This is a genomic window from Kribbella turkmenica (assembly GCF_004348725.1).
Lineage (GTDB): Bacteria > Actinomycetota > Actinomycetes > Propionibacteriales > Kribbellaceae > Kribbella > Kribbella turkmenica.
The window spans coordinates 1-22,421 of record NZ_SMKR01000096.1 but is presented as its reverse complement, the minus strand read 5'-3'; the positions used below and the strand labels follow the sequence as shown (position 1 = coordinate 22,421).

Genomic DNA, 22,421 nt, shown 5'->3' with positions numbered 1-22,421 from the left:
CGGCGATCAGCCGATGTTTCCAGTCGGTAACTCTAACGGACGGCCGGAACCGACTGGGTTCTGGCCGGCGATCGCCTGGAGGCCGCTGAGCTGTTGACCGGTTGACAACGAAGGACTACGGTCGGCGGAAATCGATTTCTCACTGAGTTCTGCCCCCGCCCGAGGAGACCACGATGCAGAAACGATTGTTGCTGGTCATACCCGCACTCATCGGCGCCGCCCTGGTACCGGCCGCCGACCGATCCCCGGAGGCCCACGCGGCGACCGTCCCCTCGCCGGCCGACCAGGTCGCGAAGCTCACCGGTCCGGGGTCCATCAACGACACCGAGGCCCGGTTCGCGCTCAAGGCGACCGACCTCGGCATCCTCTGGGACAACGGCTCCGGCGAGATCCTGACCGCGTTCGGCGACAGCTACGGCAGTGGCTGGACCGGACCGGGCGGCGGTGTCGGCGACCCGGCCACGATCGACTGGCGCTGCAACCTGCTGTTCCGCAGCAAGGACCGCGACCTGGCCGACGGAATGACGCTGGACTCGGCCGCCGAGGACCGGCCCGGCCACGCCAAGCAGTTCCTCGACTGCAAGAAGATCGACCGCGACGAGCACACCGTGATCCCGACCGGCGGCATCGCGGTCGGCAACCGGCAGTACGTGCAGTACATGTCGGTCAACTACTGGGGTCCGGCCGGCAGCTGGTTCACGAACTACTCCGGTTTCGCCTACTCCGACGACAACGGCGAGACCTGGGTGAAGGACCCGGCGGCGCGCTGGCAGAACACCGAGGCGTGGGACAACAACTTCCAGATGGTGGCCCTGGTCCGCGACCAAGGCTTCGTCTACATGATCGGTACGCCGAACGGGCGTTTCGGCAACGCGCACATCGCCAGGGTTCCGGAGAAGCTGGTGCTGTCGAAGAGCGCCTGGCGCTACTGGGACGGCCGGACCTGGTCACCGAAGGAGAGCGCCGCGGTCCCGATCGCGGTCGGCCCGGTCAGCGAGGTCTCGGTGCAGTGGAACGAGCATCTCGGCAAGTGGCTGATGATGTACCTGGACGAGTCCCGGGCGTCCGTGGTCCTGCGGTCGGCCGAGTCGCTGACCGGGCCGTGGAGCGGCGAGCAGGTCGTTGTCAAGGGGAAGGATTTTCCCGGCCTCTACGGCACGTACATGCACCCGTGGTCGTCCGGTGACGATCTCTACTTCACCATGTCGCAGTGGGACCCGTACAACGTGTTCTTGATGCACACCGAGCTCACCGACGACGGCAAGGTCACCAACCTGGTCACCGACCCCGGCTTCGAGGAGCAGACCGGCAGTACGCCGACCGCACCCTGGCAACTGAACGGGCGCGGCGGCATCGACCGGACGAACCTCGCTCACACCGGTACCAACAACGCCTACGTCCGCGACTCGATCGGAACCCACCAGGTCCAGCAGAACGTCGCCGTCCGCCCGCACCACCGCTACCGCCTGTCCGCCTGGATGCGGACCGCGGAGAACAACCGCGAGACGATGATCGGTGTCCGCACCCTGCGCGGCCGGACGCTCGCGCAGGAGACCGGCGGCGCACACAAGAACTACGAGAAGGTCACCGTCGAGTTCGACTCCGGTCGTGAGTCGCTGATCCAGCTGTACGGCGGCTTCTTCGGACACGGCCAGGACGTCTGGCTCCAGCTGGACGACGTGGTCCTGGAGGAGATCCGATGAGGCGGCCCGGACCGATCCTCGCGATCGTGGCCGCCTGCCTCACCGCACCGGCGACCGCGCAGGCGGCCCCGCAGGCAGCACCGCAGGCAGCACCGCAGGCAGCCGCGGAGACGACGACGCAGGCGTCCGCACAGGCGACCGGCCAGCTGCTCCGGGACGACACCGGCCTGTACCCGCGGGCGATCCGCCTGGAGCACAGCGGTCCCGCGAACGGGCGCGTCCTGGCCAGTGTGGTCACTTTCGTCGGCAACGCGGACGGCATCGGCGCGATCTACGAGAGCACCGACGCCGGGAAGAGCTTCGCCCAGGTCGGGATCGTCGAGGACCCTGAGGCGGCCGACGGCCAGGGGCTGTGCTGCGCGACCCTCTTCGAGCTGCCGAAGCCGGTCGGGGCGTTGCCGGCCGGGACGCTCCTCTGGGCCGCGTCGGTGGGTGCTTCGGACCGGCCGATGTCACTGCGGATCTGGAGGAGCAACGACGTCGGCCGCTCCTGGTCGTACCTGTCCAGCTGCGCGACCGCGGCGAACGACCGCGGCCTGTGGGAGCCGGAGTTCTCCATCGCGAAGGACGGCCGGCTCGTCTGCCACTACGCGGACGAGACCGATCCGGCGCACAGCCAGAAGCTCATGCAGGTCCGCAGTACGGACGGTGTCACCTGGACCGACCCCACACCGACGGTCGCCAGCCCGACGGTCGCGCACCGCCCGGGGATGCCCGTCGTACGGCGGCTGCCGACCGGCACCTACCTGATGTCGTACGAGATCTGTGGCCAAGGCGGTCAGTACGACTGCGCCGCCTACACCCGGCAGTCACCCGACGGGTGGAACTGGGATTCGCCCGGCACCATCACCCGGACGGCGGACGGCAAGTACTTCACGCACGCTCCGACCATCGCGGTCGCGCCGGACGGCAGCCTGCTCGCGGTCGGCCAGATCCTGCAGAACGCCGACGGATCGGTGGCTGCCGGCAACGGACGGACCCTGTTCGTCAAGAGCGGCAACGGCAACTGGCGGACGATCCCGGCACCGGTGGCCGTCACGAACCCGTACAACAACTACTGCCCGAACTACAGCTCGCCGCTCCTGGTCTCCCCGGACAGCAAACAGGTCCTGGAGCTGGCGTCCGACTACCACAACGGCATCTGCAAGACCTACTACGCCACCGGCCGCGCGAAGTAGAGCGCGCTAAGGCAAGGCCGTCCGGCGGCGACTGCGGCGAGAGCCGGTACGTCGCCGGACCGGCCGGCGTGGCCCGACCAGTCGCGGTCCGGCGAGGCGATCCTCGAGTCGCCGGGCCTCACGCCGGATCGGCTGGGCGACGTACTCACCGAGAATGACTCCGGACGCGAGCGCGACGCCGATGGCCACGGCCGTCGCCAGGCTGACGATGCCGACCAGGTTGCCGAGCCCCATCAGCTCGTAGAGACCCTTGTAGATGGTCAGTCCCGGCAGCAGCGGAATGGTGCCCGACACCACAACCACCAGCGGCGGCACGCCGGTACGGCGGCCGAGTGAGTACCCACCGAGCCCCACCGCGAACGCCGCGGCGGCGGTCGACCAGGCCGGTCCGAACGACGCCCGCGTCATCAGCGTGAACACCAGCGACCCGGCCGCACCGATCACCGCGATCGGCAGCAGCGCCCGCAGCGGGGCGTACGACGCGTAGGCGAACGCCAGCGCCATCAGCGCACCCGAGCCGACCATGATCGGCAGGTTCGCCAGCTGGATCGTCTGGGCCTCGATCCCGACGTTCAGACCGAGCTTGATGCCGAGTGTGAGGCCGAGGCTGACGCCGGCGATGATGCCGCCGGTGAGCAGCATCGCCTCCAGACTCCGGGCCGCCGCGGTCACGTAGTACCCGGTGATCGCGTCCTGGACGGCACCGGTGAGGGCGATCCCGGCCAGCAGCAGGATGATGCCTGCGGCAACGACGAGGGACGGTTTCACCGGCGCGTCCACGGCGTACAGGACCAGCGCGACCGCGGTGGCGACGAAAGCACCGGCGACCTGCTGGTAGAAGGCGGGCAGCCGCTGCCGGCTGAACCACCGGTTGTTCAGGTCGATCACGATCGCGGTGACGACCGCGACCAGGGTGATCAGCCAGCCACCGCCGAGCAGCAGGGTCGCACCACCGGCCATCACGCCCCAGGCCAGTACGGCGCTCCAGCGTGGGTACGGCGGTCCGGCGGACGTCAGCCGGGCGAGCTCGCGACTGGCTTCCTCGCGGGTCAGTTCGCCGCGGGCGAGCCGCCGTACCAGGCGATCGACTTCGGTGAGCCGGGAGAAGTCCTGGGACCGGTAGCGGACGAGGCGGATGTGGGTCTCCGGCGCGGCGTCCGGCGACGCCTGGTACGAGATCGCCATCGAGGTGAAGGTGATGTCGACCTCGCAGCCGCGCAGGCCGCCGGCCGCGGTCACACCGAGGATGGTCGCGGTGGCGTCCGCCGTGCCGGCGCCGCTGGACAGCAGCACCTCACCGACCCGCAGGGCCAGGTCGAGCGTCCGGTAGACCTCGCGCTGCTCGTCGCGGTCCGTCGAGCGTGCGTCCATCAGGCGTCGAGGAGGCGGTTGGCCATGGCCAGGTCGGTGATCAGGATGTTGACCCAGCCGCCGAGCAGCGCCGCCCGGATCGCCGAGAACTTCCGGTCACCGCCGGCGACCCCGATCCGGCGTGGCACCGCCAGCAGTTCCTTGGCGGTCACCCCGATGACTCGCTGGTCGAACGTCGAGCGCACGTGTCTTCCCTCTTCGTCGAAGAACCGGAAACAGACGTCGCCCACCGCGCCGAGCCGGCGCAGCTCGTCCTGGTCCGCCTCGGCGACCGCGTTGCCACTGCGCTGGAGCAGCGGCGAGGGTTCGAGGCTGCCGATCCCGACCAGGGCGTCGGTGAGCTGTTCCCAGGTGCCCAGAACGTCGCGAACGGACACGTCGTTCATCATCGCCCGCCGGACCGCCGGCGTGCCGACCAGCCCCGGCGCGGGCAGGTAGACCGGCATCCCGCCGGTCAGCTCGGCGAACCGCGCGGTCAGCCGGGTCGCCTGCATCTGCACGGCCGCGTCACCGAGCCCGCCGACGATCTGGACGACCCTGTCGACCACCGGCACGCTCTTGCGCGGCATCCGGTCGACCGCGCTGATCAGCGTCTCGCTCCAGGACGAGATCCCGATCACGTGCCCGCCGGTGAGGGTCATGTCGATGTACGCCGCCGCGCCCGACCCGAGGGCCGCCAGCACGTCGTCGCCGACGCCGAGGGTGTCGACGACCACCGCGTCCCGCAGCCCGTAGCGGCCCTGCAACTCGTCCTCGAGATCGCTGTGCACGCCGCTCGGCATGGTCACCACGGTGTGCACGATGCCGACCTCGACGGCCTGCTTGAGCATCCGCGAGACCCGCGCCTGGGAGAGGTTGAGCTCGGCCGCGATCTTCGGCTGGCGGATGCCCTTCTCGTGGTACATCCGGGCGACCTTCGCGAGCAGCCGCAACTCGTCCAGCCCCGGCTGACGCACCGCGCGGTTGTTCACTCGAGACCTCCTGACAGACGACGACTATAGGTCAGCCCGGCAGATGTAGACGCGCGGTGCGCCGCCGGGATCGGGGAGCGGATCGTGGGTGGAGTCGCGTTTGCCGGTGGTCACCACCGCGCCGTCGCGCGGGTCCACGATCGTGTACGCCAGCGGGACGGTGTCGTCGAACACCATCACCGGGCCGCCGTCGTCGCGGTACACGATCAGCGTTCCGTCCATCCCGGTGAGCGCCCGTCCCGAGATCACCCGGGTCCAGTCCGGCTTCATGTCGGTCGTCGGCACCCCGTCGAGGATCCTGGTGAGCAGACCGACGTACGCCGACCCCTCGAAGCCGACCGCCTCCCGCCAGCCCGCGCCCGGCGCGGCGAAGTACTCGGAGTGCCCCGGCTCGTCAGGATGCAGCTTCCACTGCCACAGGCTCCCGGCGCCGTAGACCACGCCCATCGTCCCGCCCGCGCACAGGTTGCTCCACGCCTCGTGACCCTGCCACCACCCGGCCGCCACTGCGGTCCGCCCGGTGTTCTCGTACGTCGGCTCGCCGTTGGCGACCGCCTTGACCGGAAGGTTCCGCCACATGTCGGCGACCCGCTCGGGCACGTGTTCGCCGGTGTGCCCGGTCTGGCACCACTGGAAGTCCAGCCAGTCCGCGTCCTGGTGCGCGTTCGGGTGGACATGGGGACGGTAGTGGATCCCGGTGGGCTGGCCGTAACAGTCCGACGCGTGCACCTCGGCCCCACCGGCCGCGATCTGCGGCTCCCGGCCGGACCCGTCCCCGCCGACCAGGTAGATCGCCGGCTGAGCGCCGTACCGGGCGACGAGGTAGCGGCAGTAGCGCGCGTACTCCACCGGCGGTACGACGGTGCCGGCGACGTCGAGGCCCTTCCACCCGAAGCCGTGGAACACCGGCTGCAGGACGGGGACGAGGCCATGGTCGACCAGGATCCGGAGCAGGACGTCGAGGTACTGGAAGTACTCGACGTGCGGACGGTTCAGGTGGCCCTCGGGGAGATCCTCGAAGCCGACCGCGAACCCGTCGTCCTGGGTGCGGTCGCGCGGTCCGACGGCCCGCATGTCCGGCTGGACGGTCATCAACAGGACGGCGTTGAATCCCTTGGCCTGCCGGTCGGCGGCGTACTCGCGGACCTGCTCGGGCGTCGCCCGCCAGGGCAGCGCCCAGGCGGTGTCCGCGGCCAGGATCGCGGGCGTGCCGTCAGCGTGCACCAGGCTGCGGCCGCCGGGTGACATCCGCCAGAACCCGTGCGCGTAGAACGGGTGCTCGCCCTCCGGCGGCGTGACGCCGAACTCACCGGTGTCGTCGCCGCTGGACCACTGCCACCGGCCCGCCTCGGGCGCGGCGAAGCGGACCCGCCAGGTGTCACCGCCGTCCCAGAACGCCGGCCGCCGCAACCGCAGGCCGGACTCGTGCTCGAAGTCCGCCGACACCTCGGCGGTGTACTGCTCCTCGTGACTCCTGGTCAGTACGAACTCGTGCTCGCGCCAGACTGAGATGGACATGACACTCCCGGGGGTGGTTTCTACCGATAAACTGTGGACCGAACAGCAAGACCACACGTGCTCTGGGGTCGGTGAAATTCCGAGCCGGCGGTGACAGTCCGCGACCCGTGACTTCGCGAGAAGAGGCGGTTGACCCGGTGGAACTCCGGGACCGACGGTGAAAGTCCGGATGGGAAGACGCACGTGGCAGTCTTCGCGTGCGCTGACGGCGTGTGTGCCGGACGTGCCCGCGGAGCTTGTCGTTGCCCCGGAGCACCAGGCCGAGAGGACGACGACCGTGAGCTCCGCGACCACCACCCGCTTGGACACCATCCAGCGCGCGATCGGCGAGATCGCCCGGGGACGGCCCGTCGTGGTCGTCGACGACGAGGACCGCGAGAACGAGGGCGACCTGACCTTCGCCGCGAGCCTGGCGACACCCGAACTGATGGCGCTGCTGGTCCGGCACACCAGCGGCTACGTCTGCGCGCCGTCCGCGCCGGAGATCCTCGACCGGCTCCGGCTCCCGCTGATGGTGCCGGACAACCAGGACAGCCTGCGGACGGCGTACACCGTGTCGGTGGACGCGAGCACCGGCGTCGGCACCGGGATCTCGGCCGCCGACCGGGCCCGGACGGTCCGCGTGCTGGCCGACCCGGCGGCCCGGCCCACGGACCTGATCCGGCCCGGCCACATCCTCCCGCTGCGGGCGGTCGAGGGCGGCGTCCGGCAGCGGCCCGGTCACACCGAGGCCACCGTCGAGCTCGTCCGGCTGGCCGGGCTGCCGCCGGTCGGCGTGATCGGCGAGCTGATGAACGACGACGGCACGCTGATGACCGGGCCCGGCCTGCGGACCTTCGCCGACGCTCACGGGCTCGCGATGGTCTCGATCGCCGACCTGGTCAGCTACTTGTCTTGAGCAACTGCCGGGCCGAGTCGGCGATCCCCTCGGGAGACAGCCCGTAGCGGTCCAGCAGGTACCCGGCCGAGCCGGTCGGCGCGAACTCGGGGATGCCGAGGATCGACACCCGCGCCGGGTGGTGCTGGACGACGGTCTCCGCGACCGCCCCGCCCAGGCCACCGCCGGTGACCGCCTCCTCGGCGGTCACGATGCCGGCCGTCTCCCGTGCGGCCTCGACCACCGCGTCGACGTCCAGCGGTTTCACCGTCGGCATCGACAGCACCCGGGCTGAGATCCCCTCCGCGGCCAGCTGCTCGGCCGCGGCCAGCGCCCGCCACAGCACGGTCCCGTTGCTGATCAGGGTCACGTCGTCCCCGGACCGGACCGTGATCGCCCGGCCCAGCCGGAACTCGTAGTCGTCGGCGTAGACCTTCGGCACACTCATCCGGCTGACCCGGATGAACACCGGGCCGTCCGAGGCCGCCGCCCAGCGGAGTGCGGCCGCCGTCTCGACCGGGTCGGCCGGCACGATCACGGTCAGGTTCGCGATCGCCCGCAGCCAGGCGATGTCCTCGATCGAGTGGTGCGTCGGGCCGAGCTCGCCGTACGCGACGCCCGGGCTCATCCCGCACAGCTTCACGTTGGCGTTGGAGTAGGCGACGTCCGCCTTGATCTGCTCCAGCGCGCGGCCGGTCAGGAAGCAGGACGCGGCCGAGACGAACGGGATCCGGCCGCCGTTGGCCAGGCCGGAGGCGACCCCGACCATGTCCTGCTCGGCGATGCCGACGTTGATCAGCCGGTCGGGGAAGGCCTTGCGGAAGCTGTTCAGCTTGCTCGAGCCGACCGAGTCGTTCACCACCCCGACGATCCGGTGGTCCGCGTGCGCGAGCTCGGCGAGCGTCTCGACGTACGCGTCCCGGCAGTCGTATCGCGGCTGGTCGGCGATCGAGGTGTCGAGGATGCTCATGAAGGCTCCCTGTCGTAGCGCGGTCTCCCCACGGCCTCCAGCTCGGTCAGCGCCTGCCGGAACTCCGCCGCGTCCGGCACCCGGTGGTGCCAGGCGACGTTGTTGCTCATGAACGAGATCGGGTGACCCTTGTGCGTGTGCGCGATCACGAAGGTCGGCTTGCCCGGCCGGAACGGTACGGCGGACAGCACGTCCAGCAGCTCGCCGTGGTCGTGCCCGTTCACCTCGACCACCGCGAACCCGAACGCCATCGCCTTGTCCGGCAGTGGATCCAGGTCGTTGGTCTCCTTCGTGGTGGCGCCCTGCTGCAGCCGGTTCCGGTCGACGATCACCGTCAGCCGGTCCAGCTGGTACTGCGAGGCCGCCATCATCGCCTCCCAGTTGCTGCCTTCCTGCAGCTCGCCGTCACCGACCAGCACGTAGGTACGCCGCAGCGACACGTCCAGCTTGGCCGACAGCGCGTGCCCGACCGCGACCGGCAGGCCGTGTCCGAGCGGACCGGTGTTCGCCTCGACCCCGGCGACCTTGCGCCGGTTCGGGTGCCCGTTCAGCGCGGACTCCGGTTTGAGGAACGTCGCGAGCTCCTCGACCGGCAGGAATCCGAAGGCCGCCAGCGTCGTGTAGAGCGCACCGGCCACGTGGCCCTTGCTCAGGATGAACCGGTCCCGCTCGTGGTCGGTCACCGTGTCCGGGGTGATGTCGAGCACCGCGCCGTACAGGGTGGCCAGGATGTCGATCGCGGAGAAGTCGCCGCCGATGTGGCCCGCGCCGGCGTGGTGGACCAGCTTCAGGTCCTGGATCCGGATCTGCCGGGCGACCTCGGCGATGTGCGCGACCTGCTCGGCGCGGCTGCTGTGGATCGGCAGCCGGCCGAGGACCGGCATCGTGGTGTGTTCGACGGTCAGGGTCATGGGGTCTCCCGGCCTGGACTGAGGAGCGGAGGGAGCGAAGCGGCTGGAGTGACGGGGGAAGGCCGGGAGTCAGAGCCCCATGACCACCGAGCCGGAGGCGAGGCATTCACCACAGTCATGCCAGATCCGCCATCGAACTCAGCAGCACCTTCTGCACGAGCCGCTGCGCGGCGAGCGCGTCGTGCGACGCCTGAGCGGCCGCGAGCGCCTCGTCGTCCAGTACGTCGAGCGCGTGGTGCAACGCCTTGAGGAAGCGGATCGCCTGCTTGGCCGCCTCGACGCTGTCCTCGCGGAACGGGAACTGGTCGAGCTGCCAGACACCTTCCCAGTTGTTCTTCCGCAGGGTGTGGAAGAACTCGAACGTCTCGACCAGGTGGACCGAACCGACGACCATGTCGTCGTCCCAGCCGCGCAGGTTGTCGTTCACGTCGATGGCGAACAGCCGGTCGTAGTCGATCGCCAGCTGGGCCGCGTCGGCCGGCGTCTCCTGGCCGTACAGCGAGTGGCCGAAGTCGAGCAGGATGCCGAGGTTCGGCAGGCCGATCTTCTCGATCCCGAGCAGCGTCCGGGCGACGTTCGGGAAGACGATCTTCACCCGCGGCTCGCGCGGCTTGTACTCGATCACGAAGTTGATGTCCGGGTGCGCCGAGACCAGCTCCGTCAGTCCGTCCAGCGCGAGGTTCCAGACGTCGTGGTAGTTCACCTGGAACGGGTAGTCCCAGCCGTCCTGACCGGGCCACAGCTTCACGTAGGAGCAGCCGAGATCCTTGGCCAGCTCGGTGGCGTTGTGCATCAGTTCCAGCGCCTGCTTGCGGACCCCCGGGTCAGGGTTGGTGATGGAGCCCTTGACGAAGTCGCGGGTGTAGATCTCCGGCGTGATCGCGATCGCCTTCAGGTTGTTCCGCTCAAGGGCGGCCTTCACCTCGTCGAGCGTGCCGTCGTACCCGGCGAACGGCCAGTTCAGGTCGACCACGGACAGGTCGCCGACGGCGCCGGCCCGGTCGATCTGCTCCAGCAGCCCGACCGGGTCGCCGTACCCGTCGGTGGCGTAGCGGTCCTTGTAGGTGGCGAAGTGCCAGATACCCGCGCCGAAGACCGGCATGTCAGTCATCAGTTTCTCCTTGGTGTGGGGCGGTGTCGTCAGCCCTTGGTCGCGCCGGCCGTGAGGCCGCCGACGATCCAGCGCTGCAGGACGATGTACGCGATCAGGATCGGCACCACGGCGATCAGGATGCCCGCCGCGAGACCGGTGTTGTTGTTGGCGAACTGGCCCTGGAAGTTCAGCAGCCCGACCGGGATGGTCTTGTTCGCGTCGGAGTTCAGCAGGATCAGCGCGAACAGGAACTCGTTCCAGGTGGCCACCGCGTCCAGGATCGCCACCGTCACCAGGGCCGGCGTGGACAGCGGCAGCACGATGGTGAAGAAGATCCGCCAGTCACCGGCGCCGTCGACCCTGGCCGCCTCGAAGATCTCGTCCGGTATCTGCCGGAAGAACGACTGCAGCACCAGCACCTCGAACGGGATGCCGAAGGCCAGGTACGGGCCGAGCAGGCCGAACAGGCTGTCGGTCGCGCCGGCCGACCGCATCATGATGAAGACCGGGACGATGGTGATGTAGATCGGGATGGTCAGCCCGAGGAACACCGAGAACATCACCGTCCGGCGGAACTTCATCCGCAGCTTCGCCAGCGCGAACCCGAGCATCGCCGAGACCAGCACGCCGAGCGGCACCTTCATCAGTGCCAGCAGCGCGCTGTTGCGGTAGGTGGTGGCGAAGTTGCCGATCCCCCACGCGTCCTTGAAGTTCGACCAGGTGAAGGCGTCCGGCCAGGACAGCGGCCCGTTGCCGATGAAGTCCGACAGCGGCCGCACCGCGGTCACCACCAGCAGCGCGAGCGGCGAGATCCAGAACAACGCCACCACGATCAGCAGCAGCGTGACGACGAGGCCCTTCCGTCCCTTCGGCGGCTGACTGGCCGGCACGGTGCCGGCCGGGACGACGGGAGCGTCCACCCGCACGGGCGCGATCGAGGTCATGGACCCTCCCGGCCTGCACTGAGGAGTGGGGGGAGCGAAGCGACTGGAACGACGAGGGAAGGCCGGGAGGCACGGCCCCATGACCACGCCGGCGCCGCAGGCCCGGCCACAAGCGAGGTCATGACGCCTCCCTCGTCTGGGAGCGGACGTACGGGATGCCGACGGCGATCGCGACCAGCGTGATCACCACGGCGATCGCGGTGCCGTAGCCGGCCTGGTAGTACTGGAAGACGTTGGCGTACATCCACGTCCCCATCACCTGAGTCGCCGTACCGGGACCGCCGTACGTCATCGCGTAGATCATGTCGAAGACCTTGAACGAGTCGATCAGCGACAGCGCGAGCACGATGTAGTGCGCGGGCCGCAGGCTGGGCATCGTCACCTGCCAGAACTGCTGCCAGCGGGTCGCGCCGTCGACGGTCGCGGCCTCGTAGAGTTCCTTCGGGATACCCTGCAGCGCGGCCAGGTAGAGCAGCATCGGGAAGCCGGTCCGCAACCAGATGGCCGGCACCATCACCGCCCACAGCGCGGTCGAGTCCTGCCCGAGCCACGGTTGCGCCAGCCCGTCCAGCCCGATCAGCCGCAGGAACGAGTTGATCGCGCCGTACTGCGGGTTGTAGAGCCAGCCCCAGATCGAGGCGATCGACACCAGCGGCAGTACGGCGGGGGTGTAGAAGATCAGTCGCAGGACCGGCTTGCCGTGCACCTTGCCGTTCAGCGCGACCGCCAGCGCGAGCCCGATCGCGGTCGGGAACGCGATCGTGACGACGGTCCAGATCACGTTGTTCCGGACCGCGGTGGCGACGACCGGGTCACTCGGCAGCTTGACGTAGTTGTCCAGCCCGACGAAGTTGTACGTCGCACTCAGGCCGTCCCAGTCGGTCAGGCTGAACCACAGTGACGACAGCGCCGGGTACACCAGGAACGCGACGTACACCACCAGTGCGGGCAGCGCGAACAGCCACGGGGACCACTTCCCGCCGCGCTTCGGCTTGGCAGGCTTCGTCAGTGCGACCGTCGCCATCCCGCTCCTCAGCCCTTCGCCCAGGCGGAGACGATCTCCTGCATCTTCTTCGCGGCCGCTTCCGGGGTGGTCTTGCCCTGCAGCAGGTCGCTCTGCACGCTGAAGTACTGGTCGGCCTGCTTCTTCGGGAACGCCTGGTCCTGGATCGTGTAGAACGGGTTGTCGCCGTACTTCTGGCCCCACTCGGCCGAGAGCGGCAGCGTCTTCGGGTCCGGCTCGGCGCCCTTCACCGTGGACGCGGTGATCTGCAGGGCCTTCTGGGTCTCGGGCTTGACCAGGAAGTCGATCAGTGCCGCCGACTTGTCGGCGTTGCCGCTCTTGGCGTTGATCATGTAGCCCTCGACGAAGCCCGAGTGCCGGGCCGGCTGCTGGTCGGTGGGCAGCTCGAAGTTCCCGAAGCCGGCCGGATTCTTCTTGGCCGCGAGGATGGCGCCGGCCTCGGTCCACTGACCGCAGATTGTGTAGGCGGTCGTGCCCTGGACATACGCCGGCTCGATGTCGGCCGGATCCAGGCCGAGCGCGCCCTCCGGCATCCACTTCTTGTCCTGCCACTTCTTGAACAGCGCGAACGCCTCGACCACTTCGGGCCGGTCCCAGCTCTCGTCACCGGTGAGCAGTTTGTCGTGCAGCTCCGGGCCGGCGGTGTGCTCGAGCAGGTACTCGAACAGCCGCATGACGTGCCAGCCGTACTTGCCACCGGTCCCGAGGGGCGTGACCCCGACCGCGACGAGCTTGTCGTTGACCGCCTCCAGCTCGGCGTACGTCGTCGGCGGGGAACTCACCCCCGCCTTCGCGAACAGCGACTTGTTGTACCAGGCACCCAGTCCGAGCGACACGAACGGTACGCCGGCCTTGAAGCCTTCGAACGTCATCCCGTCGATCGCCTGCTGGTTGATCGAGCTGTCCCAGCCGAACTCGGAGTAGTACGGCCCGAGGTCCAGGGCCTGCTTCGCCTTCGCGAACGGCGCGCCGATCTGGCCGCCCCAGATCCGCCAGACGTCCGGGCCCTTGCCACCCAGCAGCTCCGTCCGCAGCTTGTCGGGGTAGACCGCCGCACCCGATCCGGGCAGGCTGTCGACGGACGTCGTGGTGCCGTTCTGCTGGTCGAACTTCTTCACCTGCGCGCGCAGCAGGCCGATGGTCTCGTCGGCCTCGTAGGTGAACAGCCGCAGGTTGTTCGAGGCCGCGCCGGTGGCGTCGCCGCTCCCGCTGGTCGACGTACCGCCCCCGGTGCAGGCGGACAGGCCGAGGCCGGCCGCGGCGGCGGAGGTGAGACCGAGGAATCCCCGGCGGGTGTAGGTGTTCATCAGGCACTCCTTTGCCGGGCGAACCGGCGGATCTTCGCGAACATGTCCTCGAGGAGGAACCGGACGTCGACGTGTTCGCAGACGCTGATCGGGTTGTCGGTTCCGGGCAGGTACCAGCCGTCGACGCCGAACCGCGGCGCCGGCCGGACCCGCATGTCCCCGCTGCGGGGGAACAGCATCAGGGCGATCGCCGGCGAGTCGCCGAGCGAACGGGACTCGATCGGCTCGCCGTGGTGAGCGGCGTTCCACTCGTGCAACTGCTCGATCAGGTACTTGCCGAGTGGTCCGGCGTCGCCGATCTTCTCGTCCAGCTCGGCGTAGCTCACCGAAACCTTCGTGTAGACGTCGCTCGGCACCTGCCAGACGGTGATTCCGGAGCCGAACACCACGTTGGCGGCGTGGATGTCGTTGGACAGGTTGAACTCGATCCCCGGGTACGTCGTATAGCCCTGGTAGCCGCGCCCGCCGATCCAGATCACGACGACGTCCCGGTGCACGATCTCCGGGTCGAGCAGTATGGCCGACGCCATGTCGGTCAGCGGGCCGAGGAAGGCGACGAACAGCGGATCGTCCTTCGAGGCCAGCTTGGACTCCTCGATGATGAGTCGCGCGCCGGGCGAGTCCAGCGGGGTCTGCTCGTCCGCGATCCCGGTCGGCGCGCCGTTCTCCACCGGGACCTGACCGGTCAGGTCCATCAGGTCGAGTAGCAGGTCGATCTCCTCGCGGGACTCCGCCATGCTCCGGTCCGAGCGCCGGGTGCCGAAGTGCGCGGCGATCAGGCCGCGGATGTCGAACGTGGGCGACAACAGCCCGTGCACGATCGCGAACTGGTCGTCCGCCTCGTTCTTCGCGTCCGTGTCGATGATCACCCGGCGCCTGCTCGGCTTCACCACGTCCGACCTCCCGGCCTCAGAGTTTGAATAGATATTCATTAGTGCATAACCTGTCGCCACGAGTGTCACCACGGCGCTAGAGTCCCGTCAAGAGCTCAGTTGGAAGTTGTCTGATCCGGGAGGCCGCGGATGGGGACCCCAGCCGTACTGGCGATCGACCAGGGCACGACGAACTCGAAGGCCGTCCTGGTGGACGCGGGCGGGGCCGTGCTCGCGACCCAGTCCGCGCCCGTCGCCCTCGCCACGCCGCGCCCCGGCTGGGCCGAGCAGGGCGCCGACGATCTCTGGCAGAGCGTGCTTCAGGCCGTGTCGTCCTGCCTGGCCGCCGCCGGACCGGTCACGATCGCCGGGATCGCGTTGTCGACCCAGCGCGAGTCGGTGGTCGGGTGGAACCGGGCCGGCGAAGCCGTCGGACCGGTGATCGGCTGGCAGGACGTCCGGACGTCGTCCTGGTGCTCGCAACTGCCGGCCGAGCTGGACTCACTGGTGCGATCCCGGACCGGGCTGCGCGTCGACGCGATGTTCTCGGCACCGAAGCTGCACTGGCTGCTGGAGCACGCTGCCGCAGACCGCGTCGGCACCGTCGACTCCTGGCTGGTCCACCGGCTGACCGGTTGCCGAGAGCATCTGACGGAGGCCGGCAACGCGTCCCGAACCCTGCTGTACGACGTTCTCGACCTCGACTGGTCCACGGCGCTGCTCGCGGGGTTCGACGTACCCCGGTCGGTGCTGCCGGAGGTACGGGCGTCGAATGCCGGGTTCGGATCCACGGCCGGCGTGCCCGGACTTCCGGACGGGATCCCGATCGTCGCCGTACTCGCGGATTCGCATGCGGCGATGTACGGGCAAGGGTGCACCGAGGCGGGGATGGTCAAGGCGACGTACGGAACCGGGTCGTCGGTGATGACGCCGGTCGACGGCTTCGTCGCCGACGGGTGCACGCTCGCCTGGCTGACGGACAAGCCGCTCTACGCGCTCGAGGGGAACATCGTGTCGTCCGGCGCCGCGCTCGCATGGACGGCGGCGATGCTCGGACTGCCGGACGTCGGCGCGTTGACGGACCTGGCCGCCAGCGTGCCGGATCCCGGCGGCGTCACCCTGGTGCCCGCATTCGCCGGTCTCGGCGCCCCACACTGGGACCGGAACGCGCGGGCCGCGCTGACGGGGATGAGCAGTTCCACCACGCGGGCGCACATCGCCCGGGCCTGCGTGGAGGCGGTCGCGCACCAGATCTGCGACATCGTCGACACCATCCCCGCTGCCCCTGAGCGGCTGCGGGCCGACGGTGGCGCGACCGTGTCCGGCCTGCTGATGCAGACCCAGGCCGACCTGCTCGGCCGCCCGGTCGAGGCGGCCGACGTCGCCGAGATCTCCGCCCTCGGCGCCGCCGAGCTCGCCTGGAGGACCCTCGGCGAGGCCACCGGCTGGGCCGGCCGGCGCACCGCTCGCGTCTTCGAGCCGGCCGTCGACGCCGACGTCCGCGCCATCCGCCGTACCCGCTGGTCCGAAGCCGTGGCCGCGGCCCGCACGCACTGAGCCCATCTCGTGGGTTGACCCATGGGCTTGTGGGTTCACTCACCGGAATGCCGTTAGCCAACCCACAACCCGGTGGGTCAGCCAACCAGACAAGGTGACGGTGAGCGGATGGCCGGATACGGCCGGACATCGCTTTCCGTCATAGGTTGACTCGTCGTGACAGCCCACTTAAGGTTGCGGTCACAAGCCCTGGAAAGCCCTTTCCCAGGCTCGCGGCGAGGGAGGCAGCAGGATGTGCGAGTTCGAGCCGGGTGGTGCGGTGGCACTCCCGGGCGGGATCGGCATCTCGCGGCTGTCGGTGTACGACATCGAGGCCCCGGACGGCCTGGTCGGCGGCACTCCGCACGTCCACCTGGCCTGTTCCGAGGGGTACTACGTGATCGCCGGCTCCGGCGCGGTCCAGACGCTGAACCCGAAGGGCTTCACCGAGACACCGCTGCAGGCCGGCACCGTGGTCTGGTTCGACCCCGGCACGATCCACCGCCTGGTGAACGACGGCGGCCTGCAGATCCTCACGCTGATGTCGAACTCCGGTCTCCCCGAGGCCGGCGACGCCGTACTGACCCTCCCGCCGGAACACCTGGCCGACCGCGAGACCTACCTCGAAGCGACCACCCTCAGGGGCGAAGGTGAAGCGCGGACCACGTCCGCGATGGCCCGCCGCGATCTCGCGCTGCAGGGCTTCGCCGTACTGCGGGAGTCGTACGAGGTCCAGGGGCCGACGGCGCTCGACGACTTCTACGCGGCCGCGGTCCGGATCGTCCAGCCTCAGCTGGCGGACTGGCGACGCCGCTGGGAACAGGGCGCCCGCCGCCTGGCCGACGAGACCGGCGCCGCGCTCGACGCGCTCGACGCCGGTACCGCGCCGCACCTGCAGACCGCTGAACTCCACCGACTCCCCGCCCCCACCGAGTTCGGCCGGCACGGCATGTGCGGTCGCCTCGACATCTACGAGATCAATCCGTGAGAGGCAAGACTGTGAACGAGCGACGCATCGGCATTGTGATGAACGGTGTCACCGGCCGGATGGGCCTGCGCCAGCACCTCGAGCGCTCCATCGTGGCGATCCGCGAGCAGGGCGGCATCGAGGCCGCAGACGGATCCATGATCATCCCCGAACCGATTCTGGTCGGCCGCAACGAGCTCAAGCTGCGCCGGATCGCGGAGCAGTACGACCTGACCCGCTGGACCACCGACCTGTCCGAGGCGCTGGCCGAGCCGGACGTCGAGATCTACTTCGACTCCCAGCTGACCCAGCTCCGGGAGAAGGGTGTCCGGGCCGCCGTCGAGGCCGGCAAGGCGATCTACTGCGAGAAGCCGATCGCCGAGGGCCTGGACGCCGCGGTCGAACTGGCCCGGCTGGTCCGCGACTCCGGCCTGAAGAACGGGGTCGTCCAGGACAAGCTGTCGCTGCCGGGCCTGCGCAAGCTGAAGCGGCTGGTCGACGGCGGATTCTTCGGCCGGATCCTGAGCGTCCGCGGCGAGTTCGGCTACTGGGTGTTCGAGGGCGACTGGCAGGAGGCGCAGCGGCCTTCCTGGAACTACAAGTCCGAGGAGGGCGGCGGGATCATCGTCGACATGTTCTGCCACTGGCGGTACGTGCTCGACCAGATCTTCGGCCCGGTCAGGTCGGTCTACTGCCAGGGCGCGACCCACATCGCGGCCCGGTACGACGAGCAGGGCAAGGAGTACCCGGCCACCGCCGACGACGCGGCGTACGGCGTCTTCGAGCTCGAGGGCGGCATCGTCGCCCAGATGAACTCCTCGTGGGCGACCAGGGTGTTCCGGGACGAGCTGGTCGAGTTCCAGGTCGACGGGACCGAGGGCAGCGCGGTCGCCGGGCTGCGGCGCTGCCGGGCCCAGCACCGCTCGGCCACGCCGAAGCCGGTCTGGAACCCGGACCTGCCGGCCACCGAGAACTTCCGGGAGCAGTGGGCCGAGGTGCCGGACAACGAGGTGTTCGACAACGGCTTCAAGGTGCAGTGGGAGATGTTCCTGCGGCACGTCACCAGCACAGCCGACGACTCCGAATTTCCCTGGGACTTCGTCGAGGGCGCCAAGGGCGTGCAGCTCGCCGAGCTCGGTCTGCAGTCGTGGCGCGAGGGCCGCAAGCTCGAGGTGCCGCCGCTCGGGATCGAGTCCCGGCCGTGACGCTCTCGCTCCGCCTTCCCGGTCCGGACGGCCTGGAGGACTACCGGCTCGCCGGCGAACCGGTTGCCCAGGGCACCTATGAGCCGGCCCGGTCGCGGCTGGCGTTCGCCGCGGCGCACGTGGTCGCGGACCCGCTCGGGGACAACTCGCCGGGACAGCCGGCCGTGGTCGATTGGGAGCACACGCTGGAGTTCCGCCGGCACCTCTGGTCGCTCGGGTTGTCGGTGGCCGAGGCGATGGACACCGCGCAGCGCGGCATGGGCCTGGACTGGGCGGCGACGCAGGAGCTGATCCGGCGGTCCGCCGCGGAGGCCCCGGACGGCCGGATCGCGGTCGGGGTCGGCACCGATCAGCTCGCTGCCGGCAACCACTCGCTGGAGACCGTGATCGGCGCCTACGAGGAGCAGCTCGCGGTCGCCGAGGACGTCGGCGCGCAGCCGATCCTGATGGCCAGCCGGGCGCTGTGCGCCGCGGCCGGGTCCCCGGACGACTACCGGAAGGTGTACGACCGGCTCCTGAACCAGTCCTCGCGACCGGTGATCCTGCACTGGCTCGGATCCATGTTCGACCCCGCGCTCGCGGGCTACTGGGGCAGCGACTCGCTCGACACCGCGGCCGACGTGGTGGTCGAGCTGATCGGTGACAACGTCTCGAAGGTGGACGGGATCAAGGTCTCGTTGCTGGAAGCGTCCCGTGAGGTTGCCCTGCGCAACCGGTTGACCGAGGGGGTCCGGCTCTACACCGGCGACGACTTCGACTATCCGTCGCTGATCAAGGGTGCCGACGACGCGTACAGCGACGCCCTGCTCGGCATCTTCGCCGCGATCGCGCCCGCGGCCGCGGCCGCCCTGAAGGCGCTGGACGACGGCGACCTGCAGCGGTACGACGAGGTGTTCGCGCCGACCGTGCCGTTGTCCCGGCAGATCTTCTCGGCGCCGACGTACTACTACAAGACCGGGATCGCCTTCCTGGCCTGGCTGAACGGGCACCAGCCCGGATTCTCGATGGTCGGCGGTCTGCAGACCGGGCGGTCGTTGCCACACCTGGCCGACACGTTCAGGCTCGCCGACCAGGCCGGCGTCCTGACGAATCCCGAGCTCGCGGTCTCGCGGTTCAAGCGACTGCTGCTCGTGGGCGGGGTGGAGGCGTGAACCGCTACAGCCTGAACCAGGCGACGACGAAGTACTGGCCGCTGGAGGACGTGGTCGCGGCCAGCGCCAAGGCCGGGCTGTCCTGGATCGGGCTGTGGCGGGAGCCGATCCAGGAGTACGGCGTCGACAAGGCCGCGCGGCTGGTCGCGGACGCCGGGCTGACGGTGTCGTCGTTGTGCCGCAGCGGATTCCTCACCTCGACCGACGCGGCCGAGCGGAAGGCGAAGATCGCGGACAACCGCCGCGCGATCGACGAGGCGGCCACGATCGGGACGTCCGTGCTGGTGCTGGTCAGCGGCGGGTTGCCGCCGGGGTCCCGCGATCTCGGCGGTGCCCGGTCGATGGTCCACGACGGGCTCGCCGAACTGGCGCCGTACGCGGCCGAGCGTGGGGTGAGGCTGGCGGTCGAGGCGCTGCACCCGATGTTCTGCTCGGACCGGTGCGTGGTGTCTTCGCTGGGCGGCGCGCTCGACCTCGCCGAGCAGTTCCCGGTGTCGCAGGTCGGCGTGATCGTGGACGCCTACCACCTGTGGTGGGACGCCGACGTGTACCGGCAGATCGAGCGGGCCGGCGAGCGGATCCTGTCGTACCAGGTCAGTGACTGGGTCGTTCCGCTGCCGGCGGACACGCTGCTCGGGCGGGGCATGATGGGCGACGGCTCGATCGAGCTGCGCCGCCTCCGCGAGGCATGTGACGCGGCCGGGTACGACGGCCCGATCGAGGTCGAGATCTTCAACCAGCAGTTGTGGGACGCGCCGGGACAGGAGGTCTTCGACCTGGCGTTGGAGCGGTACAAGGAGCACGTCGCCTAGTGCCACGCGGGGCACTTACTACTCGAGGAGCTGTCTGTATGACCATTCCCGCCGGCGGTATCGGGATGCACCTGTACACCATGCGGGACGTGCTGGCCGAGGACTATCCAGGAACGTTGACGCGGCTGGCAGACATCGGTTATCGAACCGTCGGCGTGAGCGGGCGGTTCGGCCACTCGGCGGACAAGATCCGCTCGTTCGCGGACGAGGCCGGGCTCGGGATCGTGCTCGAGCACGTGAAGTACGACCGGATGGCCGACGACTGGGCCGGCGCGCTGACCGACGCCCGGACGCTGGGCGCGCAGTGGGTCGTCGTACCGTCGATCCCGTCCGAGCAGCACTCGGTGGACGGCTTCCGGGCGGCGGCCGCCGCGTTCACCGAGGCGGGCAAGGCGGCACGCGACGCCGGGCTGAAGCTGCTCTTCCACAACCACGGGCACGATTTCGCCACCGTCGACGGGACGGTGCTGTTCGACATCCTGCTCGGCGTCGATCCCGATTTGCTCGGCTTCGAGCTGGACCTGTACTGGGTGGTGAACGGCGGCAAGGACCCGGTCGACTACTTCCGCGGCCACCCGGGGCGGTTCCCGGCGCTGCACGTCAAGGACATGGCCGAGGACGGGTCGTGGGAGGACGTCGGCGCCGGCACGCTCGACTTCGCCGCGATGTTCGCGTACGCCGCGGACGGCGGCGTCGAGCAGTGGCTCGTCGAGCACGACCAGCCGGCCGACGCCTGGCGGTCGGCCGAACGCAGCTACCGCGGTTTGTCCGAACTCCGGTTCTGAGCCAAACGCTTAACCGGATCAGTCGTGGTGACAACTGCTCACGAGCGGTGAGCACGGCCTAAGCTCGACGCGTGCAGAACGAACCGACAGTTCGGTTGACTGCCGTACGCCGCCTGTACGAGGTGAGCGCCCGGATGGGTGCCGGGCGGAGCCTGGCCGAGACCCTGCAGGCGGTCGTCGACGGAGTGGTGGACGGGCTCGGGTTCGGGATCGCCGTACTGAACCTGCGGCATCCGGACGGGAAGTTCGAGGTGATCGCGGTCGCCGGGTCGCCCGAGGCCCGCGAGGCGCTGCTCGGGACCGTGAGCTCGGCGGACATCTTCGACGCCGAGTTCGCGATCGCCGACGAGTGGGGCCGGCTGCGGTTCGTGCCGCACGAGCGGCTGCCGGAGGGCGAGGTGATCGGCTGGGTGCCCGACCTGCCGGTGTCCGACGACCCGGCCGCCTGGCACCCGCTGGACGCGCTGTTCGCGCCGCTGTACGCGCCGGACGGCGAGCTCGTCGGGATGCTGGCGGTCGACCTGCCCGAGGACCAGCGGCGCCCGGGGCCGATCCACCGGGAACTGCTGGAGATCTTCGCGACCCAGGCCGGGCTGGCGATCGAGAAGGCCCGGCTGACGGACCAGCTGCTGGCCGAGAAGGCCCGGCTGGAGGCGAGTGAGACGACGTTCCGGATGGTGTTCGAGGGCGCCGGGAACGGGATGGCGACGGTCGCCTTCGACGGGCCGGAGAGCGGCCGGATCCTCCGGGTCAACGACGCGTTCTGCCGGATCACCGGGTACGCCGCGGACCAGCTGATCGGCGCCCGTGTGCTGGACTTCCTCCGCGACGAGGAACCCGCCCAGACCCGGCAGGAGCTGGAGAAGGTTGCCGCAGGCAATGGCTCGTACCGGTTCGAGCGGATCTTCTCCCAGCCCACCGGCCACGAGATCTGGCTCGGCGGTACGGCGGCCATCGTCGGCGCCGGCCGGGCCCGGATCCTGCTGATCCAGATCGACGACGTGACCGCCCGCAAGGACGCCGAGCGCGAGCTCCGCCACCACGCAGCCCACGACCCGCTGACCGGCCTGGCGAACCGGCGCCTGCTCCAGCACCGCTTCGCCGCCGCACTCGAGCGGACCCGCGCCACCGGCCGCCGCGGCGCTCTGCTGTTCTGCGACCTCAACCACTTCAAGCTGGTCAACGACGGCTACGGTCACGAAGCCGGCGATCGCGCCCTCCAGGAG

General features: G+C 69.7%; 20 protein-coding genes and 1 riboswitch. Of the genes, 10 read left to right on the top strand and 10 right to left on the bottom strand.

Annotated features, from left to right (window positions below):
• The first annotated feature begins 173 nt into the window (after nucleotides 1-173).
• Nucleotides 174-1,703: a DUF4185 domain-containing protein gene (locus tag E1218_RS21550; RefSeq protein ID WP_132322926.1), complete on the top strand. Its 1,530-nt coding sequence runs from the start codon at nucleotides 174-176 to the stop codon at nucleotides 1,701-1,703.
• Complete coding sequence (locus E1218_RS21545) at nucleotides 1,700-2,881, top strand: sialidase family protein (RefSeq protein ID WP_132322924.1); 1,182 nt, start codon at nucleotides 1,700-1,702, stop codon at nucleotides 2,879-2,881. The genes E1218_RS21550 and E1218_RS21545 overlap by 4 nt, the downstream gene beginning before the upstream one ends.
• A gap of 6 nt (nucleotides 2,882-2,887) precedes the next feature.
• Here E1218_RS21545 and E1218_RS21540 read toward each other — a convergent pair whose 3' ends face one another.
• The 3 genes from E1218_RS21540 to E1218_RS21530 are packed head-to-tail and all read right to left on the bottom strand — an operon-like array spanning nucleotide 2,888 to nucleotide 6,741.
• Nucleotides 2,888-4,252, bottom strand: a complete 1,365-nt coding sequence (locus E1218_RS21540; RefSeq protein WP_132322922.1) for a threonine/serine exporter family protein — start codon at nucleotides 4,250-4,252, stop codon at nucleotides 2,888-2,890.
• Nucleotides 4,252-5,223: a sugar-binding transcriptional regulator gene (locus E1218_RS21535; RefSeq protein WP_202866125.1), complete on the bottom strand. Its 972-nt coding sequence runs from the start codon at nucleotides 5,221-5,223 to the stop codon at nucleotides 4,252-4,254. The genes E1218_RS21540 and E1218_RS21535 overlap by 1 nt, the downstream gene beginning before the upstream one ends.
• A 24-nt stretch (nucleotides 5,224-5,247) precedes the next feature.
• Nucleotides 5,248-6,741 carry an apiosidase-like domain-containing protein gene (locus E1218_RS21530; RefSeq protein WP_132322920.1) on the bottom strand — a complete coding sequence of 498 codons (1,494 nt, stop codon included), beginning with the start codon at nucleotides 6,739-6,741 and terminating at the stop codon, nucleotides 5,248-5,250.
• Nucleotides 6,742-6,794: 53 nt separating this feature from the next.
• A riboswitch (FMN riboswitch) is annotated at nucleotides 6,795-6,928 on the top strand.
• 90 nt (nucleotides 6,929-7,018) lie between these two features.
• On the opposite strand from E1218_RS21530, the gene ribB reads away from it, so the two are divergent.
• A complete protein-coding gene (gene ribB, locus E1218_RS21525) occupies nucleotides 7,019-7,639 on the top strand; it encodes a 3,4-dihydroxy-2-butanone-4-phosphate synthase (protein ID WP_132322918.1) in 621 nt (206 codons plus the stop codon).
• Here ribB and E1218_RS21520 read toward each other — a convergent pair.
• The 7 genes from E1218_RS21520 to E1218_RS21490 all read right to left on the bottom strand — a co-directional run bounded on the left by E1218_RS21520 (nucleotide 7,623) and on the right by E1218_RS21490 (nucleotide 14,757).
• A complete protein-coding gene (locus tag E1218_RS21520; protein ID WP_132322916.1) occupies nucleotides 7,623-8,588 on the bottom strand; it encodes a transketolase family protein in 966 nt (321 codons plus the stop codon). The genes ribB and E1218_RS21520 overlap by 17 nt on opposite strands.
• Complete coding sequence (locus tag E1218_RS21515) at nucleotides 8,585-9,499, bottom strand: transketolase (RefSeq protein WP_132322914.1); 915 nt, start codon at nucleotides 9,497-9,499, stop codon at nucleotides 8,585-8,587. The genes E1218_RS21520 and E1218_RS21515 overlap by 4 nt, the downstream gene beginning before the upstream one ends.
• A 115-nt stretch (nucleotides 9,500-9,614) precedes the next feature.
• Complete coding sequence (locus E1218_RS21510) at nucleotides 9,615-10,610, bottom strand: sugar phosphate isomerase/epimerase family protein (protein ID WP_132322912.1); 996 nt, start codon at nucleotides 10,608-10,610, stop codon at nucleotides 9,615-9,617.
• A 29-nt stretch (nucleotides 10,611-10,639) separates the two neighbouring features.
• On the bottom strand, nucleotides 10,640-11,536 hold the full coding sequence (locus E1218_RS21505) for a carbohydrate ABC transporter permease (RefSeq protein WP_132322910.1): 897 nt from the start codon (nucleotides 11,534-11,536) through the stop codon (nucleotides 10,640-10,642).
• Between the two features lie 118 nt (nucleotides 11,537-11,654).
• Nucleotides 11,655-12,560, bottom strand: a complete 906-nt coding sequence (locus E1218_RS21500) for a carbohydrate ABC transporter permease (RefSeq protein WP_132322908.1) — start codon at nucleotides 12,558-12,560, stop codon at nucleotides 11,655-11,657.
• An 8-nt stretch (nucleotides 12,561-12,568) separates the two neighbouring features.
• Entirely contained in the window at nucleotides 12,569-13,867 is a 1,299-nt protein-coding gene (locus E1218_RS21495; RefSeq protein WP_132322906.1) for an ABC transporter substrate-binding protein, read from the bottom strand.
• Nucleotides 13,867-14,757, bottom strand: coding sequence for a nucleoside hydrolase (locus tag E1218_RS21490; protein ID WP_233712367.1), 891 nt, complete (start codon nucleotides 14,755-14,757; stop codon nucleotides 13,867-13,869). The genes E1218_RS21495 and E1218_RS21490 overlap by 1 nt, the downstream gene beginning before the upstream one ends.
• A gap of 132 nt (nucleotides 14,758-14,889) precedes the next feature.
• Here E1218_RS21490 and E1218_RS21485 point away from each other — a divergent pair, with 132 nt between their 5' ends.
• From E1218_RS21485 to E1218_RS21455, 7 genes are all read left to right on the top strand, one after another.
• Nucleotides 14,890-16,296, top strand: a complete 1,407-nt coding sequence (locus E1218_RS21485) for an FGGY family carbohydrate kinase (RefSeq protein WP_132322902.1) — start codon at nucleotides 14,890-14,892, stop codon at nucleotides 16,294-16,296.
• 232 nt (nucleotides 16,297-16,528) lie between these two features.
• The gene (locus tag E1218_RS21480; RefSeq protein WP_132322900.1) at nucleotides 16,529-17,263 is read left to right on the top strand and encodes a cupin domain-containing protein; all 735 of its coding nucleotides are present in this window, start codon (nucleotides 16,529-16,531) and stop codon (nucleotides 17,261-17,263) included.
• Nucleotides 17,260-18,447 (top strand): Gfo/Idh/MocA family protein, encoded by a 1,188-nt coding sequence (locus E1218_RS21475; RefSeq protein WP_325052850.1) that lies wholly within the window; start codon nucleotides 17,260-17,262, stop codon nucleotides 18,445-18,447. The genes E1218_RS21480 and E1218_RS21475 overlap by 4 nt, the downstream gene beginning before the upstream one ends.
• Complete coding sequence (locus E1218_RS21470; RefSeq protein WP_132322898.1) at nucleotides 18,444-19,598, top strand: dihydrodipicolinate synthase family protein; 1,155 nt, start codon at nucleotides 18,444-18,446, stop codon at nucleotides 19,596-19,598. Before E1218_RS21475 ends, E1218_RS21470 begins: the two co-directional genes overlap by 4 nt.
• Nucleotides 19,595-20,410, top strand: a complete 816-nt coding sequence (locus E1218_RS21465; RefSeq protein ID WP_132322896.1) for a sugar phosphate isomerase/epimerase family protein — start codon at nucleotides 19,595-19,597, stop codon at nucleotides 20,408-20,410. The genes E1218_RS21470 and E1218_RS21465 overlap by 4 nt, the downstream gene beginning before the upstream one ends.
• A gap of 38 nt (nucleotides 20,411-20,448) precedes the next feature.
• Nucleotides 20,449-21,195: a sugar phosphate isomerase/epimerase family protein gene (locus E1218_RS21460; protein ID WP_132322894.1), complete on the top strand. Its 747-nt coding sequence runs from the start codon at nucleotides 20,449-20,451 to the stop codon at nucleotides 21,193-21,195.
• A 71-nt stretch (nucleotides 21,196-21,266) separates the two neighbouring features.
• A partial coding sequence (locus E1218_RS21455) for a PAS domain S-box protein (protein ID WP_233712366.1) occupies nucleotides 21,267-22,421 on the top strand: 1,155 nt, incomplete at its 3' end.